Here is a 17,080-nt window from a genome sequence, read left to right as displayed (position 1 = left end):
ACTGTAATGATTTGTGGTGTAGGCTTGACCTCAAGTTAGCTTGAGCTATTAGACTTCCCTTCGCACCTGATAACTCGCCTCTTCCCGCCAATTAATTAAGGAACCTTGAGCATGAAAGCCCACCGCTGGTTGATTACCCTAACCGTATGTCTGCTGTTGTTCGCAGTGCTGGCCGGTTACAAGTACACCCAGATTCAGGCCGCTATTGCCTTTGGCGAATCCTTCCCCGAACCCTCCGAGTCGGTACAGACGATAGTGGTGGAAGAGGGGCCCATCCAGCATTTTGCTCGCACCATTGGTGAGGTGGTGGCGCCCGAGCAAATGATGCTGCGCAACGAGTTGGCAGGCAGATTGACCGCCGTAAATATGGTGTCCGGTCAAGCGGTAGAAAAAGGACAAGTGCTGGTACAGCAGGCCATTGCGGATGATCGAGCTCGCCTTAATGCGGCCCAGGCCAACGCCCGCCTTGCGGAGCTTAAATTGACCCGAATGCAGCGCCTGCTAAAAACCAATACCACCAGTCAGGACAACGTCGATCAGGCTCAGGCTGAATACGATATGGCGGCGGCGACGGTCGCCGAATTAAAGGCGGTTATTGCCAAGAAAACCCTGGTGGCGCCCTTCGACGCCAGAGTGGGGCTACACGATCTTGAGCCCGGTGAATATCTGGATGCCAATACCGAGCTGGTAGAGCTGGTGGGGCTCAGCGACTATCTGTGGGTAGACTTTAACCTGCCCTTGGCTCAGGGTAGCGCCGCCATTGGCGACAAGGTAAAAATAAAACTACCCAAGCCCGCTACCGGTGAGGTCGATGCGGTAGTGATTGCCAAGAGCCCGGCGCTGTCAGCCCAATCCCGCAACCTGCGATACCGAGCTAAGGTGAGCGCAGCCGCGGATATTCCCCCCAATGCCGTGGTGGATGTGCTGGTCCCCACTGGTAACCGAGTCGGCATTGAGGTTCCCACCCCCGCGGTACTGAGAGATCAAATTGGCAGCTACGTGTTTAAACTGGCTGCCGAAGAGGAGGGGCAGGGCTACCGGGCCCAACGGCAATCGATAAAGCTGGGCCGGGAACGGAACCAAAAAATCAGTGTGCTCGAGGGGCTGGAGCCGGGCATGCTGATCGCCACAGACGGTGCCTTTAAGCTGCATCATGGCATGTTGGCCTACGTACGCACACGCCAGCAATCCGCTGAGGATGTGCCCGCCAACTCCGCTCATGACGGGGAGGCCAATGATGAGTAATGCCAAGCCCAGCCTAACCGATATTTTTGTTACCCGACCGGTACTGGCGGTGGTTATATCACTGGTGCTGGTCATTGCCGGGGTAAAAGCCGCGGATGAAATCCCGGTACTTGAGTATCCCCAAATTGAAAGTTCTTCGCTGGTAATCAGTACGGTCTATGTCGGTGCCTCCGCCAAAACCGTGCAGGGATTTATTACCGACCCCATTGAGCGGGTAGCCTCCACCGTACCTGGGGTGGATTATGTCGATTCCCGTTCCCTGGCCGGCTCAAGTACGGTGACGGTGTGGCTTAAACTTAATGAAGACAGCACCGCCGCCTTGGCCGAGTTAAATTCTCGGCTCAGTCAAATCCGCTTTGAATTGCCAGCGGGTGCAGAAGACCCGTCGGTAACTGTGCAGCGCGCCGACCGTTCGGGCGCGTTGTTTTATCTGGATGTCGTTACCGAAAGTTTCTCTAGGGCCGAGGTGACCGACTATTTGCGGCGCTTTGTCACCCCGGAGATGTCCTCCATTGAGGGGGTGCAACGGATTGGAATCGAGGGTGGCCGCAACCCGGCGATGCGTCTGTGGATAGATCCCGAGGCGATGGCCGCGTTTAACATCAGCGCCCAGGACCTGCGTGCCGCGCTTAATGCCAACAACGTGATTGCTACCATCGGCCAGAGTGAAAACGCCGCTCAACGCATCAACCTGTTGACTAATACCACCATGCAGACGGTGGCGGATTTCGAAAACCTTATTGTGCGCAGAGCCGAGGATGGCTCGTTGGTGCGCTTGCAAGACATTGCCCGGGTGGGCCTCGGTGAAGAGGAAGGGGAGCTGATTGCCCGCTACAGTCAGCAGGATGCGGTGTATCTCTCCGTTTGGCCACTGCCGGGTGCCAACGAAATTGCCATAGGTGACGACCTCTATGTCCTCCTGGATGAATTGAATGGCCAGCTGCCGGAGGGCATGCAAATCCGCGCCGCCTACGACGGTACACTGTATATGCGGGACGCCATTCGGGAGATTTTCACCACTCTGGCGGAGACCATTATCCTGGTGGGCTTGGTGGTATTGGCGCTGATGGGCTCGGTGCGTACCGCCTTGGTGCCACTGGTAACCATCCCTATCTCACTGCTGGGCGCGGTGGCGGCCATTACCCTAATGGGCTTCTCTCTCAACCTGTTGACCATCCTTGCCATTGTTTTGGCGGTGGGCCTGGTGGTGGACGACGCCATCGTCGTCGTGGAAAACGTATCCCGCTATATGCGTGAGGGCAAAAGCCGTATCCAGGCGGCACTGGCCTCGTCCCGACAGTTGTTTTCCCCCATCATTGGTATGACCGTGACGCTGGCGGCGGTGTATGCGCCCATCGGATTTTTGTCGGGCTTAACCGGGGTACTGTTTAAAGAGTTCGCCTTTACCCTGTCGGTGGCGGTGCTGATCTCTGGGGTGGTGGCACTGACTTTATCACCCATCATGAGCGCCTATGCCAACCCCGAAGGGGGGCGAGAAGGCGCGATGACCCAGTGGGTTAACCAGCGCTTTGACAACCTTCATCATCGCTATGGCCGGGTGCTGACCCGGGTGTTGGAGTGGCGTTGGCAAATCTTGTTTGGCGGTTTGTTTATCGCCCTTCTAACCGTACCTTTTTACCTGTTTTCCCAGAAGGAATTGGCGCCCATTGAGGATCAGAGTTCCATCAATATCATTATTGATTCGCCAGCCACGGCCTCCCTGGATTACACCGAAAACTATATGCACGATGCCATTAGCATTCTCCAGCAAACACCGGGGGTGCAATATATTTGGCAGGTGGTGAGGGCCAACAGCGGTTTTGGCGGCATCATTTTTAACAACATTGATGAGCGCGCGCAAAGCGTTCACGAACTGCTGCCCCAGGTCTATCAATCGGCATCGCAAATCACCGGTTTGCGGGTATTCCCCATGCTGTTCCCGGCGCTGCCCTCGGCGGGTCAGTTTGATGTGGAGATGGTGGTGCAGTCCTCTGACGATCCCAGTGAGATGAAACAGTACGCCGACCAACTGGTTGCTGCCGGTTACCAGAGCGGCAAGTTCATGTTTGTGGATACGGATCTCAAGACTGATATGCCCGAGGTGCGCTTTATTCTCGACCGGGAGCGCGTTGCCGACCTGGGTATGGACCTGGCGTCAGTCAGCCAGCAGTTGGGAACACTTTTGTCCGGCAACTATGTCAATCGTTTTAATCTGGACGGCAAGGCCTATCAGGTGATTCCCATGGTGGAAGGGCAAGATCGAGCCAACCCCGAGGCGTTGATGGACATGCTGTTGCGTACTCCCAATGGCGAGCTGGTGCCGGTGTCCGCCGTGGCCTCATTGGATTACACCGTGGCGCCGCGGGTGTTGGGTAAGTTTCAGCAGAAAAATGCTTTCAGGGTTATGGGCGGGGTGCAGCCCGGTACCACCAAGGAGCAGGGCCTGGCGACCTTAGAGAAGGCGGCGGCGGAGATACTGCCCAAGGGCTACAGCATCAATTACGCCGGTGAGTCCCGGCAAATTCGCAAAGAGGGAAGCACGCTGGTGGGCATCCTGGGCATTGCCCTGTTGTTTGTCTATTTTGTGTTGGCGGTGCAGTTCAACAGCTTTAGAGATCCGCTGGTGGTGTTGTTGGGATCGGTTCCCCTGGCACTGGCCGGCGCGCTATTGATCCCCTTCTTGGGGCTTACCACCGTCAATATCTATTCCCAGATTGGCTTTATCACTCTGGTGGGGCTGGTAGCGAAAAACGGAATTTTGATTGTTGAGTTTGCTAACCACCTGCAAAGTGAAGGTATTAGTAAATTGCGCGCCATTCAGGGCGCGGCGGAGACCCGTCTGCGACCGGTACTGATGACCACGGCAGCCACCGTGCTGGGTCACTTTCCGCTGGTACTGGTGACCGGCGCCGGTGCCGAAGCGCGCAACAGTATTGGTATCGTCCTGGTAGTGGGAATGATCATCGGCACACTGTTTACCCTGTTTGTCCTGCCCTGTTTGTATCTGGTGCTGGCCCGTGAACACAGTGCGTCCGAGGTCGACCCCCAACACGATGCCGAGCAATTGGCCGATGTAAGCTATGCCAGTGCCTTGGACAACAACTGACAGTGATTGATAGCGACTAACGGGAGAGTCATCGATGACAGCGTCAACACACCAGTGCATCTGTGGCTGTGGTCAAACCGCCTTTACCGTTTCAGCGCCGGCACTGTTTAGAATTTACTGCCACTGCACGATTTGTCAGCGATTCAATGACGCACCCTTTGCCGATGTGCTGATATTCAAGCGCGACGACGTTGTGCTGCCGGCTGCGGAGGCGGTGAGTTTCGATACCTATAAGCCGCCGCCCAATGTGCAGCGCGGCAAGTGTGCGTCCTGCGGTGTGCCAGCTGTCGAGCTGTTTGATATACCCCTGTTACCCAAGCTGGTAATGGTACCGGCGGGCATGTTTGGGTTTCAGGATTCTCTGCCGGATGCCGCCATGCACTTGTTTTACGACAAGCGCCAAGCCGATATCGATGACGCACTGCCAAAATATAGCGGTTTTCTGCCCAGCCAGTGGGCCATCCTCTCTCAACTGTGGTCTGCCCGACGGCGGGCGCAATAGGGAAGCTCTGCACAAGCCGGTTTCGGCGCCTCTTCTTACAGGCGCCGATGCGGCAGGGCTAGTGTCCTATATCTAAGAAACAGCCGAAAAAAGCGAAACAGATAAACAGCTTACAGTCCGGGATTGACCCCGGTCAGCTCCACTGACAGATCCCACAGCCGTTTGGCCTGGTCCTCTTTCAGTGCGCGCCTGGCGATGCGCGCGGGTCCGGCTTTGCCTCGGGTTTCGCGAATCCCCGTGGGGCCCCAATAGCTGCCGCCTTCAATATCTTCTGTGGCGGCGAGGAGGGTGGGCCATGCTCCGGCGGCCGAGGAGTTAAACAGCAGCTTTAAGGCCGGCGTAGCCAGTTTCTCTATCGGTAGAGGCATGTGCCGCATAAGCTCTGTTGCCGCGATACCGGGGTGACAGATAACGCACTTTGCTTGGGTATGCTGTTTGCGCAGGCGCCGCTCCAACTCCAGACCAAACATCATGTTGGCCAACTTGCTGGCCTGGTAGCGTTTCATGGCGCTGTATCGACGATTGGCATGCAAATCATCCCAGTCGATGACACCGCCGGTGTGGGCCAGGCTGGATAACACCACAATGCGGGTATCGTCTGCCAAAAGCTTATCTGCGAGCCTGCCTACCAGCGCAAAGTGGCCTAGGTGGTTAACGCCCATCTGGCTTTCAAAGCCCTGGGCAGTGTGGCCCAGCGGGGGCGTCATCAAGCCGGCGTTATTGATCAATACATCGAGTTTACCCAGGCTTTTGATATGTTCAGCGGCCTGGGCAACTTGCTCAAGATCACCCAGGTCCAAGGCTACAAACCCGAGTTGGGCATTGGGAGCGAGGGTTTTTATTCTGTCCATCGCGGCCTGGGCTTTTTGCTCAGAGCGGCAAGCCAGCCAGACCTGGCCGCCCTTTAATGCCAGTGCTCGGGCGGTCTCATAGCCCAGCCCGGTGTTGGCGCCGGTAATTAAAAAGGTTTTGCCGGACTGATCCGTTAAGTCGTTTTCTGTGAATCCCATGTAAAACACCCCGAGAGTTGTGTCCTGTGGCTTTTGTGGGAGAGTATCGGGTATATCCGCTGGGTGCCATACTCAATCTATAAGCTGAAGTCGTCTTTCCTTTGGCTGGATAAACACAACGTGAGACAGTGCGGCATACTATGCGGCGTCATGCTGTGACATGCTTTGAGAAGGAGCGATAATAAATGGCAGCGTTTGTCTTGGTACTGGTTGCGACCCCATTGCTGTGTGCCCTGGTGGCCGGGTTTCTGTTTACCTATGCGGTTGTGGTGATGCCGGGATTCAAGGTGTTGGAAGATCGGGCTTTTATCCGCGCCTTTCAGGTAACCGACGGTGTGATTCAACGGGGCCAGCCCATTTTTATGGTGGTGTGGTTGGGCTCGGTACTGGGCATCATGCTGTCTGCTTTGCTGGGCTTAAGTCGCTTGCACGGGGTGGATTTGGTTGCCCTGTTGTTGACTGGATTGGGCTATTTGGTAGGTGTGCAATTGCCGACCATTTTTATCCATTTGCCCTTAAACAAATCCCTGCAGGCAGTGGATACTGAGCTTGCCGACGCGGAGGATATAGCCCGCGCCAGGTCTCGGTTTGAGGACCGCTGGAATCGCGCCAACGGTATTCGCACCGCTGTCGCGGTGCTGACAACGCTGCTGCTAATGATCTTATTACTGCGTATTTAATGTGTGGGGCTAAGGGTGCCTTGGGAAATTAAGCAGAGCCCACGCTGCCTGACACAAGTGCACGGCTTGGTTTTTAAATTCCAGGAGTAGTGATGATTACCGGTGAGTGTTTCTGCGGCACGGTTAAATACCAGATAGACGGTGCCCTGTCCGAAGGGCGCTGCTGCCACTGCTCCCGCTGCCGCAAGCTTTACGGTGCTGCGTCGTCGGCCTATGCCGAATTGCTGGAGCCCGGAAGTTTCAGCTGGGTGGCCGGGGAAGACAAGGTACAACGTTTTATTACCAATGGTGATCCCGAGCAGGGAGAGTGGGGGCTCGGGTTTTGTAAAACCTGCTCGTCCATGCTGTGCGGTATGCACGGGGGCGAGGTGCACGGTGTGGCCTTGGGCTCAGTTAATGGTGATCCCGGTGTCGAGATAGCCATGCACATTCATGTCGGCTCAAAAGCACCCTGGGATCATATTGGTGGGCCGGCACCCCGCTACGACACCGTGCCCGACGAGCTGTGACTGCGACAATAAGCTACAGCGCCAAGCCCTAGACGGCGTTGGCCTTCCCGGTCTTGTCCAGGCCGATCAAGGTTTCCTCACCTTCAGTGCGAGCGATTACCACCGCCGCGCAGGAGTCGCTAAATACGTTCACCGAGGTGCGCACCATATCCAGAATGCGGTCGGTAACCAGCAGCAAGCCGATGCCTTCCAAAGGCAGGCCGATGGCACCGAGAATTACCGAAATCGCCACCAGGCTGGCGGCGGGAATACCGGCGACTCCGATGGAGGTGAGCAGAGCCACCATGACCACGGTAAATTGCTGGCCAAAGCTCAGGTCCAGGCCGTAGACCTGGGCGATAAACATGGCCGCAACGCATTCATAAAGTGCAGTGCCGTCCATATTCACGGTGGCGCCCAGCGGCAAAACAAAACCGCTGGTTCGTTTCGACACTCCCGATTTGTCCTGTACGCACTCCATGGTTAGCGGCAGCGTGGCCGAGCTGGAGGCCGTGGAAAATGCCGTCAGCATTGCCGGCGCCATGGCCTGATAGTGGCGTTTGGGGCTAACCCGGCCGATAAAACGGAGGATCAGCGGCAGCGCCACGAAGGCGTGTATCAACAGGGCGGCGAGGGCGGCGAGGAAGAACTTCAACATCGGCTCAAAGGCGGCAAAGCCGGTACTCGTCACGGTTTTGGCGACTAGGCCAAATACCCCGATGGGAGCAAACTTCATCACCCACATGGTCATGCTGGTCATGATGTCCATCAGCCCCTGCCAGAAGTTGAGCTGGACTTCGGCGTGCTCCGAGTCGCTGCGGGCCAGGAAGAAGCCGTACAGAAGACTAAAAAAGATCATCCCCAGCATCTGCCCTTCGGCAGCGGCGGCCACCACATTGGTGGGGATCATGCGGATAAACACGTCCACCACATCGGCGGCGCTGCGGCCTTCGACCTTCTCCAGAGTGCTGCTCAGGGCCGGGTCGTCGGGGGTAATGGTCGCCGCCAGCGCTTGGGTATCGCCGCCACCGGGTTGCACAATGTTGACCACGGTTAAGCCGATCAGAATGGCGACCAGGCTGCTGCAGGCATAGAACAGCAGGGTTTTACCTCCCAGGCGCTCCAGGTTGTCACCGCCGATGCCCGCCATGCCGCTGATAATCGACGCCATGACCAATGGCACAATCAGCATTTTCAGGGCGTTGAGAAACAGCGTGCCGATAAAGCTAAAGGCATCCAGCAGCTTGACTCCCAGCAGTTGGGAATCCGGGTTGACGGCGGCACCAATAATGATAGCCAGGGCAATGGCGATGGCGATTTGCCAGTGCAGTGCCAGTTTGAACTTGGTGGCGGGCGCGGAAGCGGTCATCGGGAGTCGGCCTGTCAGTGTGAGTATGGGCTTACTCTACCGCCGGCATGGCGGATGTGCCACTCAACTGTCCCGGCCGATCCCTTAGCTGGCCTCACCCCAGTAGACATAGCCGGCGATCTTGGGGGCCTTGTCGACATAGCGTTGTTGCAGCTCGTCGATGGTGAAGCCGCCCTGTTGCAGCAAGTCGGGAATATCCCGGTTGAGGTGACAGCCGCCGGCGAACTTTTTCCACACCGGGGTAATCCAGTGTTGCCAGCGCTGTATGTGCTGGCAGCTGGCCAGGCCGTGCTCTGCAAATAGTAGCTTGCCGTTAGGCTTCAGTACCCGCCGCATTTGTTGCAAGGCTGTTTGCCAATCGGGGATGGTGCACAAGGTAAAGGTGAGCAGTACCGTGTCGACGCTGTTGTCATCCAGCGGGATAGCCTCGCCGGGTAAGTCCAGCCAGTGAACGTCTACGGGGGATTGACGGAGATTTTTTTGCGCCTTGCGGCGCATACCCCGGGATGGCTCCAGGCCCCATACCCACTCCACCTGCTCGGCGCGGTAAAGAGGCAGATTGACGCCGCTGCCCATACCCACTTCCAGAACCCGGCCCTTGGCCAGCGGCACCACAGCTTCGCGCAGTGCCATAACCGGTTCCATGGAGCAGGCGCGGTCAATAATGCTGGGGAGAATCCTGTCGTCGTAGAAACCCATGCGGTGCTCTCCTATTCTTACCCAGGCTGAAAGTTTAGCCCCAAACCGTCAGTATGGCCTATGCTTGGGTCTAGTCTTCGATCAGCTCGAAATCTTCTTTGCCAACGCCGCAATCCGGACACATCCAATCGTCGGGGATGTCTTCAAAGGGCGTGCCGGGGGCGATGCCTGAATCCGGGTCGCCCTGCTCCTCATCGTAGACCCAGCCACAGACGATACATTCCCATTTTTTCATTTACTGCTTACCTCTTTTCAACTTTTTGATACAGGGCCCGGACTTGAATCTGCCCGACGAATCGCGCATCCTGCCGCCTGTTTAAGGCCGCGCTGCAGCTCCTCCCTTTGACGCAGCGCTCCGATTCCGCAGTGAGCACCCCACTGGAAGCCGAGCATTGTACGCGTTTGCAGCTAATTCTCGCCAGACTCGCGAACCGCGCTGGCGTAGCGCTAGTCAGTTTGTATTAGACACTCCTCCACCGGGAGTCGCCGGCTGGCTGCTGGATCGCGGCTCCCTGACCGCCCACCTGCGCCGGGTATCCGGTGGCCAGTTCCATGTGCAGGTTTTGCGCCAGCGCTGGGGTTTGCCGCAGCTTTCTGAGCGCCAATTGCTGGGCATGGGGGATCGGGAGTGGGGCTTGATCCGGGAAGTGCTGCTGTGCTGCCACGGCGAGCCTTGGGTCTATGCCCGCAGTGTGCTGCCGGCCAAATCACTCTGTGGTCGTTTGCGGCGCCTGCGTCGTTTGGACAACAGGCCCCTCGGTCACCTGCTGTTTAGCGAACCCAGTATGGAGCGCATTCCCTACCAGATTGCCCGCTTTGGTGCCGACCAGTTACCGCTGCAGGGTTTGGATTCCAGCGCGCAAATGTGGGGGCGGCGCTCCTGTTTTTTGTTGCAGGGCCGGCCCATCATGGTCAGCGAGATATTTCTGCCGTCGTTTCAGCCCTGGTAGCTGAGCCCTGATATACTGCGGCCAACACCATCACCACGGGAGCGGGTCGAAGGGAATGGCATGGCAAGTGGCATGAAAGCGTCGGGTTTGACCCATAAACTGCAATGTTTGCGGGGACAATTTCCCCACTATTTGCAACTGATGCGGGTCGACAGACCCATTGGTACTTACCTTGTTTTGTGGCCGACCCTGTGGGCCTTGATGCTGGCGGCGGAAGGCATGCCGGACTGGCACTTGCTGGTCATCTTCTGTCTGGGCACCTACCTGATGCGGGCCGCCGGTTGCGTCATCAACGACTACGCCGACCGTCATATCGACGCCCATGTTCGCCGCACCAACAGCCGGCCTTTTGCCACCGGAGCGGTAAGCGAAAAAGAGGCACTGAGCCTGTTTGCAGTGCTGTGTCTGCTGGCCCTTGTGCTGGTGCTGTTTACCAACCCTCTCACTATTGGCCTGTCCTTTGTGGCCGTCGCTTTGGCGGCGACGTACCCCTTTATGAAGCGCTATACCCACTTGCCGCAAATCGCCCTGGGGGCTGCCTTTGCCTGGAGTATCCCCATGGCCTTTGCGGCCCAGCGCGAGGCTCTGCCGTCGACACTGTGGCTACTGTATATCGCGGTGCTGTTGTGGACGGTGGCCTACGATACCTTTTACGCCATGGTGGACAGGGAAGACGATCTCAAGATCGGGGTGAAATCCACCGCGATCCTGTTTGGCGATGACGACCGTATGATTACCGGATTTCTTCAGGTCTCGGTGATTGTGATTTTGCTGATGGTGGGCGCGCAATTTGAAATGAGCTTCATTTATTACGCCGGATTGATGGCGGCCTCTGCGCTGTTTATTTATCAGCAACGCTTGATTCGCTATCGGGATCGGGACCAGTGCTTTATGGCCTTCCTGAACAACCACTATGTGGGCGCGGTGATTTTTGCCGGCATCGCCCTGCACTATCTTTTCGCGGCGCTGGAAGGTGCCGCCTAAGCGCGATGTTCGAGCTGGAGTTTGCCGACACGATTGCCGATGTGGGGCAGGATGCCTGGGATACGTTGGCCGGTAGCGCCTACCCCTTTACCCGCTATTGTTTTCTTCACGCTCTGGAGCAAACTGGTGCCGTCGCCGCAAAATCCGGTTGGCAGCCCCATCACCTGTTGGTTAAACGGGATGGGCAAGTGTGTGGGGTGATGCCGGGGTATCTAAAAAGCCACAGTTACGGCGAGTACGTGTTCGACTGGGCCTGGGCAGATGCCTATCACCGCTACGGTAGTGAGTACTATCCCAAGCTGTTGTTTGCGATTCCCTTCACACCCGCTACCGGACCGCGATTGTGTGTGGCTGAAGGCAGTGATCGAGATGCGGTGTTGGCGGCGGTGGCCAATCAGTTGCCCGACTACGTGGCCGGTATGGGGGTGTCGTCCTTACACATTCTGTTCAGCGATGCCGACACGGCAGATTGCTGGCAGGCCGAGGGTTTTTCCCAGCGGGTCGGGCCCCAATACCACTGGTTTAACAACGGCTACCGAGATTTCGATGACTTTCTTGCGCGTTTCAGTTCCCGCAAGCGCAAGAATCTGCGCAAGGAACGCCGAACCGTCGCGGATCAGGGCTTAACGCTGGAGCGCTTGTCCGGCGATCAGGTCAGTCCAGAGCTGTGGCGTTTTTTCTTTCACTGTTATCAGATCACCTACGCCAAGCGCAGCGGTCATGGCGGTTACCTGCCGGAGCAGTTTTTCAGCCAGCTGGCCCAGACCATGCCCGAGCAGTTGGTATTGGTCTTGGCCCGTCATGAGGGCGAGCCGGTGGCGGCGGCGCTGAACTTTCGTGGCGACAACACCCTTTACGGACGCTATTGGGGTTGTATTAGAGAGTACGACTTTCTGCACTTCGAGGCCTGTTACTACCAGGGCATCGAATACTGTATCGAGCAGGGCTTGGCGCGCTTTGATCCGGGCGCCCAGGGCGAGCACAAAATTCAGCGGGGCTTTGAACCGATTCTGACCTATTCCAATCACTGGCTGGCCGATCCGGCCTTTGCCCGGGCGGTGGAGGATTTTCTCGACCGGGAGCGGGACCACATCGCGGCTTACTTGAGCGAGGCTGAGTCACTGCTGCCCTTTAAGGCTGAATAGGCAGCAGCGTTCGCGATCGCTATTGTTGGGCTTTTTTCAGCCGGCGTTCAACGTAGAGCAGACACAAAATTGGCAGCAGATAGCTGGTTGCCACCTGCACCAGCAGCAGTATCTCTGTCACCGTCCAGCTGGCGTCGCTGCCGTACCAGTAAACCAGCACCGGCACGACGATAAACAGCAGGGTCGGCAAGTTGCGCCACAAGCTGTAGGTAAGGCTGGAGGAGTCGGCGGCGTCGGCGCGACGGTAGCAATAGAATGTCAGCAGCACGACCAGTGTGCCCACCGCCAGGGCGTAGTAATTGCCCAGCAGGCTGGACAGTAGGTTCAATATTGCGCCGAAGATCAGGCTTAGCAGGCTGACGTTGACCAAGCCTCTCAACAGGCGGATTTGTCGGCGTTCCATTACAGGTTCCCCCCAGCAGTATTCACTTAAGCGTTGATGTCCCGTACCAGCAAACCAAAGCGGAGGTCATCGATGTTGGCGCTACTCTCCAAGGCCAGAGATTCCAGCGGTATCCTAACTTGATGGCCCGAACCCGGTGCCGCCTCCACCGGCTGCCCGTGCTTGTTGCGCAGCTCTCCCAGCACAAAGCGGCGATTGCCTGCCGGATTCATCAGCTCCAGGGTGTCGTTCACGGCAAAGCGGTTTTTCACATCCACCATCAAGGCGCCGGACCGCACATCGTAGACTTCGCCGACAAACTGCTGTTGCCCGCCACCCTGTTTCATCTCGTAGTTCTGGTATTCCTTGGGGGGGTGCCGACGGTAGAAGCCCTCGGTATAGCCCCGATTGGCAAGGTTTTCCAATTCATCCATCAAGCCCATGTCGAACTCCCGGCCGGCGGCGGCATCGTCGATGGCCCGGCGATAGACCTGGGCGGTGCGGGCGGCATAGTAGTGGGACTTGGTGCGTCCCTCTATTTTGAGGGAGTGAATCCCCATATCGTAGAGCCGTTTGACATGCTGTACGGCTCTCAGGTCCCGGGAGTTCATGATGTAGGTGCCGTGCTCGTCCTCATAGGCGGGCATATACTCGCCGGGCCGCTCCCGCTGTTGCAGCAGCATGGGCCCGGGCTCCGGGGGCTCCGGCTCCGGGGCGACTTCCTGGGTAGGAATAAATTCCTGCACCGGCACCAGGTCGCCACTGGCGTCCTCTTTGGCGGGGTGGGCCTGGTACTGCCAGCGGCACGCGTTGGTGCAGGCGCCCTGGTTAGGATCGCGGTGATTCATATAGCCGGACAACAGACAGCGGCCTGAGTAGGCAATGCACAGGGCGCCGTGCACAAAGACCTCCAGCTCCATTTCCGGCACCCGCTGGCGGATCTCTTCAATCTCGTCCAGTGACAGCTCCCGGGACAGTATCACCCGCTGGATGTCGTTTTGATGCCAGAACTTCACCGTCGCCCAATTTACCGCGTTGGCCTGCACCGACAGGTGGATCGGCAAATCGGGCCAGCGCTCCTTGACCAGCATCATTAAACCCGGATCGGCCATGATCAGTGCGTCGGGGCCCAGCTCCACCACTGGCTCCAGGTCGCGGATATAGCTGCGAACCTTGTCGTTGTGAGGCGACACATTGGAGGCCAGGTAAAATTGCTTACCCAGCTGATGGGCCTCGTCGATGCCCTGGGCCAGGACCTCAAGGTCCCGAAATTCATTGTTGCGCACCCGCAGGCTGTAGCGGGGCTGGCCGGCGTAGACCGCATCCGCACCGTAGGCAAAGGCGTAGCGCATGTTGCGAAGACTGCCGGCGGGAGAGAGGAGTTCGGGTTTCATATATTGTGGTCTGGCCAGTGTCCAGTTTTGCAGGAAATTCACTAAAGCCCTATTCTAACACTGACTGTGTCAGCGTAAGAGGTACCGCGGTGGCGACCCGGCGTTGAGTCTTATTCAGACGCCAATTCCGCGCTATCCGACGGAAAAAATCGTTATTTATTCACGGTTTTGCCTAGAATCTTGCTGTAAGATCGCATTTTGTGATCTGCTTACGGTCCAAAATCGCGAAGTTAAAGCAAAATTATATTTTTCGGGAACCTAACTATATTTAAATCTGGGGGATTGCTATGAGCAACCATTTTAAGTCCGCCGTGGCGGCAGGCGTCATGTTGGCGACTGCAGCTGGTGCGGCGACTGCTGCTGAAGAAGAAAAGGGATTCTATATCGGCGGTAACGCCTTCTACACCGATGTATTCGACGCCGACGGTAAAGTATCTACCCCGGGTGCGGGCAGCCCGCTGGATGCCATTCCAGTTTTGGGCCCCATCCTTGGCGGCTTGCTCGGTGGTGGCAGCGCGGCTGCTTCAGCCAACGTTGAGACCACCTTCGACGAAGATTTTGGCTACGGCGTGGTGTTCGGTTACAAGTACGCCAGCCCCTGGCGCGGCGAACTGGAATACCGCATCGGCGAAAATGACGTCGACAGCGTTTCTGGCGGCGGCCTGACTTTCGAGGGTAACAGTACCCTGGAAACTGAGAGCCTGATGGCCAACTTCTGGTACGACTTCAACCAGGGTGAGCGCCTGCGCCCCTACCTGGGTTTTGGTGTCGGTATGGCCAACTACGACCTGGGTGGTGCAGATGACGATGTGGTCATCGGCCAATTGGGTGCTGGTCTTAACTTTCACCTGACCCCTCGCTTGGTATTGGATGCCGGTTATCGCTACGCGATGGCGGATGACCCCGAGCTGAAGTACGACAACGCCAAACTGGAAACTGAGTACGAAGCACAAAGCCTGCTGGTTGGTCTGCGCTATAACTTCTTTGACGCTCAGTACGGCGTGCAGGATGAAGACGGCGACGGCGTGATCGACGAGAACGATCAGTGCCCCGGCACCCCAGCTGGTGTTCAGGTGGACAGCACCGGTTGCCCGCTGGACGGTGACAACGACGGCGTTGCCGACTACCTGGATCAGTGCCCCAACACACCGGCTGGCGTTGAAGTGAATGCTGAAGGCTGTGCACTGGACACTGACGGTGACGGCGTGATCGACGTCAACGATGTGTGCCCGGATACACCTGCCGGTACTCCGGTTATGTCCAACGGTTGTGGCGAACAGCAGTCTGTTGTGCTGCGCGGTGTGAACTTTGAGCTGGACAGCGCGCAACTGACCGCCAATGCCGAGACCATTCTTGACGATGTGACTGAAACCTTGAACACCTCGCCTGGCTTTGATGTGGAAATCCAGGGTCACACCGACTCCACTGGCAGCGACAGCTACAACATGAACCTGTCGCAAAACCGTGCCCAGTCAGTGAAAAACTACCTGGTGCAGGGCGGTGTGGATAGCTCTCGTCTGACAGCACGCGGCTACGGTGAAGATATGCCGGTAGCCAGCAACGATACCCGTGAGGGTCGTGCTGAAAACCGCCGCGTCGAGCTGAAGGTTGTTGGCGAGTCTGATGTCATGGTTGAAGAAGAGCCGATGATGGATGACGAGCCGATGATGGACGACGACGTCATGGGTGAGCCGGCGATGGACGATATGTCTGACGACAGCGCGTCTGAGGAAGAGTACGAGTACTTCTACGAGCCGCTGTCTGATGATTCTATGGACGACGAGTCCATGGAAGATGACATGAGCGACGAAGCCGATGCGATGGAAGAGTCCGCTGAAGAAGAAGCAGACGACTCTGACTACGATATCGACTACGACTTCTAAGCGAAGGTCGCGATATGATGAAGGAGCCCGGCTTTTGCCGGGCTTTTTTTTGCCCGGGATTTACACCGGACGGCAAGCAGAGATCGTTGAAGGCCGATTAATTGGCGCTTCGAAATCAATAGACCGCGTAATGGCTACTGCTTACGCCATACCTGCAGGCGGTTGTTGGCGGGGAGGGCATAATCGTGTTGGTGGACAAAGCCAGCGGCTGCCGCCTCGGCGTTAACCGCCTCCAGATCGCGGATGCCACTGGCGGGGTCTCGCTGTCTCAACATCTGGTCAAACTCGGCATTGCTGGGGGAGGTGAACTGGCCGCCGATATTGAAGGGGCCGTAGACCATCAGCAAAGTGCCCGGCGAGGTGGATTCCCCCAGGCGGCGGAACAGCGTCTCTACCTGGGGCCAGCCCATGATGTGCAGGGTATTGGCAGAATATACTGCATCGAAGTGGCCCGCCGGCCAGGGTGAGGACATCACTTCAAACTCCACCGCTGGCGGCAGATTGTTCAGCCCGCTGTCTTGTCGCCAGGCCTCAATGCCATCTAAGTAGGGCCGCTGATCGCAGCACTGCCAGCGCAAGTGGGGCATTTGCCCGGCAAAAAACACCGCGTGTTGGCCTGTACCGCTGCCGATTTCCAGTACAGAAGTACAGCTTTTCAACAGGGGCTGAATTTTATCCAGAATGGGTTGCTTGTTATTTTCGCAGGCTTGGGAGTAGGGCTTGTCTGTCATAGTATTCCCTTTGCTATAAAAAAGGGCCACACGTCACCATTGGAGCGCGGGCAATGCAATACTGGTTAATGAAATCCGAACCCGATACCTTTGGTATCGACGACCTGAAGGCCTGCCCAGATGGCACTGAACACTGGGACGGGGTGCGTAATTACCAGGCTCGCAACATGATGCGGGATCAGATGAAAAAAGGCGACCGGGTGTTGTTCTATCACTCCGCCTGCAAGGTGCCGGGGGTGGCTGGCATCGCCAAGGTCGTTAAGGAAGCCTACCCGGATCACACCGCCCAGAACCCGGACTCCAAGTATTATGACCCCAAAGCGACTCAGGACAATCCGCGTTGGTTTATGGTGGATGTTAAATATGAGCGCAAACTCAAGCGGCTGATCCCGCTCAGTGAGCTCAAGAGCAACCCGGCCCTGGAGGGCATGCAACTGCTCAAAAAGGGCAATCGGCTGTCGATCATGCCAGTGGACGACGCCCACTGGCAGGCCATATTGGCAATGGAATAA

General features: G+C 57.2%; 16 protein-coding genes and 1 pseudogene. 10 read left to right on the top strand and 7 right to left on the bottom strand.

What is annotated here, in order from left to right; genetic code table 11:
• Nucleotides 1-111: 111 nt before the first annotated feature.
• The 3 genes from I6N98_RS18270 to I6N98_RS18260 are packed head-to-tail and all read left to right on the top strand — an operon-like array spanning nt 112 to nt 4,853.
• Nucleotides 112-1,245, top strand: coding sequence for an efflux RND transporter periplasmic adaptor subunit (locus tag I6N98_RS18270; RefSeq protein WP_198569751.1), 1,134 nt, complete (start codon nt 112-114; stop codon nt 1,243-1,245).
• A complete protein-coding gene (locus I6N98_RS18265) occupies nt 1,235-4,351 on the top strand; it encodes an efflux RND transporter permease subunit (protein ID WP_232787405.1) in 3,117 nt (1,038 codons plus the stop codon). The genes I6N98_RS18270 and I6N98_RS18265 overlap by 11 nt, the downstream gene beginning before the upstream one ends.
• A gap of 34 nt (nt 4,352-4,385) precedes the next feature.
• The gene (locus I6N98_RS18260) at nt 4,386-4,853 is read left to right on the top strand and encodes a GFA family protein (protein ID WP_198569750.1); all 468 of its coding nucleotides are present in this window, start codon (nt 4,386-4,388) and stop codon (nt 4,851-4,853) included.
• Between the two features lie 110 nt (nt 4,854-4,963).
• Here the strand turns inward: I6N98_RS18260 and I6N98_RS18255 are convergent, their stop codons facing one another.
• Complete coding sequence (locus I6N98_RS18255) at nt 4,964-5,863, bottom strand: oxidoreductase (protein WP_198569749.1); 900 nt, start codon at nt 5,861-5,863, stop codon at nt 4,964-4,966.
• Nucleotides 5,864-6,048: 185 nt separating this feature from the next.
• Here I6N98_RS18255 and I6N98_RS18250 point away from each other — a divergent pair, with 185 nt between their 5' ends.
• A complete protein-coding gene (locus tag I6N98_RS18250; protein ID WP_198569748.1) occupies nt 6,049-6,543 on the top strand; it encodes an anthrone oxygenase family protein in 495 nt (164 codons plus the stop codon).
• Nucleotides 6,544-6,635: 92 nt separating this feature from the next.
• The gene (locus I6N98_RS18245) at nt 6,636-7,052 is read left to right on the top strand and encodes a GFA family protein (RefSeq protein WP_198569747.1); all 417 of its coding nucleotides are present in this window, start codon (nt 6,636-6,638) and stop codon (nt 7,050-7,052) included.
• A 28-nt stretch (nt 7,053-7,080) separates the two neighbouring features.
• Here I6N98_RS18245 and I6N98_RS18240 read toward each other — a convergent pair whose 3' ends face one another.
• From I6N98_RS18240 to rd, 3 genes and pseudogenes are all read right to left on the bottom strand, one after another.
• Nucleotides 7,081-8,400, bottom strand: coding sequence for a dicarboxylate/amino acid:cation symporter (locus I6N98_RS18240; RefSeq protein ID WP_198569746.1), 1,320 nt, complete (start codon nt 8,398-8,400; stop codon nt 7,081-7,083).
• 84 nt (nt 8,401-8,484) lie between these two features.
• Nucleotides 8,485-9,099, bottom strand: coding sequence for a class I SAM-dependent methyltransferase (locus I6N98_RS18235; RefSeq protein ID WP_198569745.1), 615 nt, complete (start codon nt 9,097-9,099; stop codon nt 8,485-8,487).
• Between the two features lie 76 nt (nt 9,100-9,175).
• Nucleotides 9,176-9,334: pseudogene (gene rd, locus I6N98_RS18230) on the bottom strand (rubredoxin); the annotation flags it as partial.
• Between the two features lie 157 nt (nt 9,335-9,491).
• On the opposite strand from rd, the gene I6N98_RS18225 reads away from it, so the two are divergent.
• The 3 genes from I6N98_RS18225 (at nt 9,492) to I6N98_RS18215 (ending at nt 12,178) form a co-directional block, all read left to right on the top strand.
• A complete protein-coding gene (locus I6N98_RS18225; RefSeq protein ID WP_198569743.1) occupies nt 9,492-10,049 on the top strand; it encodes a chorismate--pyruvate lyase family protein in 558 nt (185 codons plus the stop codon).
• A gap of 72 nt (nt 10,050-10,121) precedes the next feature.
• Nucleotides 10,122-11,033: a 4-hydroxybenzoate octaprenyltransferase gene (gene ubiA / locus I6N98_RS18220; protein WP_198569742.1), complete on the top strand. Its 912-nt coding sequence runs from the start codon at nt 10,122-10,124 to the stop codon at nt 11,031-11,033.
• Nucleotides 11,034-11,038: 5 nt separating this feature from the next.
• Nucleotides 11,039-12,178: a GNAT family N-acetyltransferase gene (locus I6N98_RS18215; RefSeq protein ID WP_198569741.1), complete on the top strand. Its 1,140-nt coding sequence runs from the start codon at nt 11,039-11,041 to the stop codon at nt 12,176-12,178.
• Nucleotides 12,179-12,197: 19 nt separating this feature from the next.
• Here the strand turns inward: I6N98_RS18215 and I6N98_RS18210 are convergent, their stop codons facing one another.
• Together I6N98_RS18210 and trhP are read right to left on the bottom strand one after the other, a co-directional pair.
• On the bottom strand, nt 12,198-12,581 hold the full coding sequence (locus I6N98_RS18210) for a hypothetical protein (RefSeq protein ID WP_198569740.1): 384 nt from the start codon (nt 12,579-12,581) through the stop codon (nt 12,198-12,200).
• A 26-nt stretch (nt 12,582-12,607) separates the two neighbouring features.
• Entirely contained in the window at nt 12,608-13,954 is a 1,347-nt protein-coding gene (gene trhP / locus I6N98_RS18205; RefSeq protein ID WP_198569739.1) for a prephenate-dependent tRNA uridine(34) hydroxylase TrhP, read from the bottom strand.
• Between the two features lie 287 nt (nt 13,955-14,241).
• Between trhP and I6N98_RS18200 the strand changes: the two genes are divergently transcribed.
• A complete protein-coding gene (locus tag I6N98_RS18200) occupies nt 14,242-15,837 on the top strand; it encodes an OmpA family protein (RefSeq protein ID WP_198569738.1) in 1,596 nt (531 codons plus the stop codon).
• A 134-nt stretch (nt 15,838-15,971) separates the two neighbouring features.
• Here the strand turns inward: I6N98_RS18200 and I6N98_RS18195 are convergent, their stop codons facing one another.
• A complete protein-coding gene (locus I6N98_RS18195; protein WP_198569737.1) occupies nt 15,972-16,568 on the bottom strand; it encodes a DUF938 domain-containing protein in 597 nt (198 codons plus the stop codon).
• 53 nt (nt 16,569-16,621) lie between these two features.
• On the opposite strand from I6N98_RS18195, the gene I6N98_RS18190 reads away from it, so the two are divergent.
• A complete protein-coding gene (locus tag I6N98_RS18190) occupies nt 16,622-17,080 on the top strand; it encodes an EVE domain-containing protein (protein WP_198569736.1) in 459 nt (152 codons plus the stop codon).

Source organism: Spongiibacter nanhainus (assembly GCF_016132545.1).
Lineage (GTDB): Bacteria > Pseudomonadota > Gammaproteobacteria > Pseudomonadales > Spongiibacteraceae > Spongiibacter > Spongiibacter nanhainus.
Note: the sequence above shows the minus strand (reverse complement) of the source record. Positions and strands in the feature narration are given on the sequence as shown.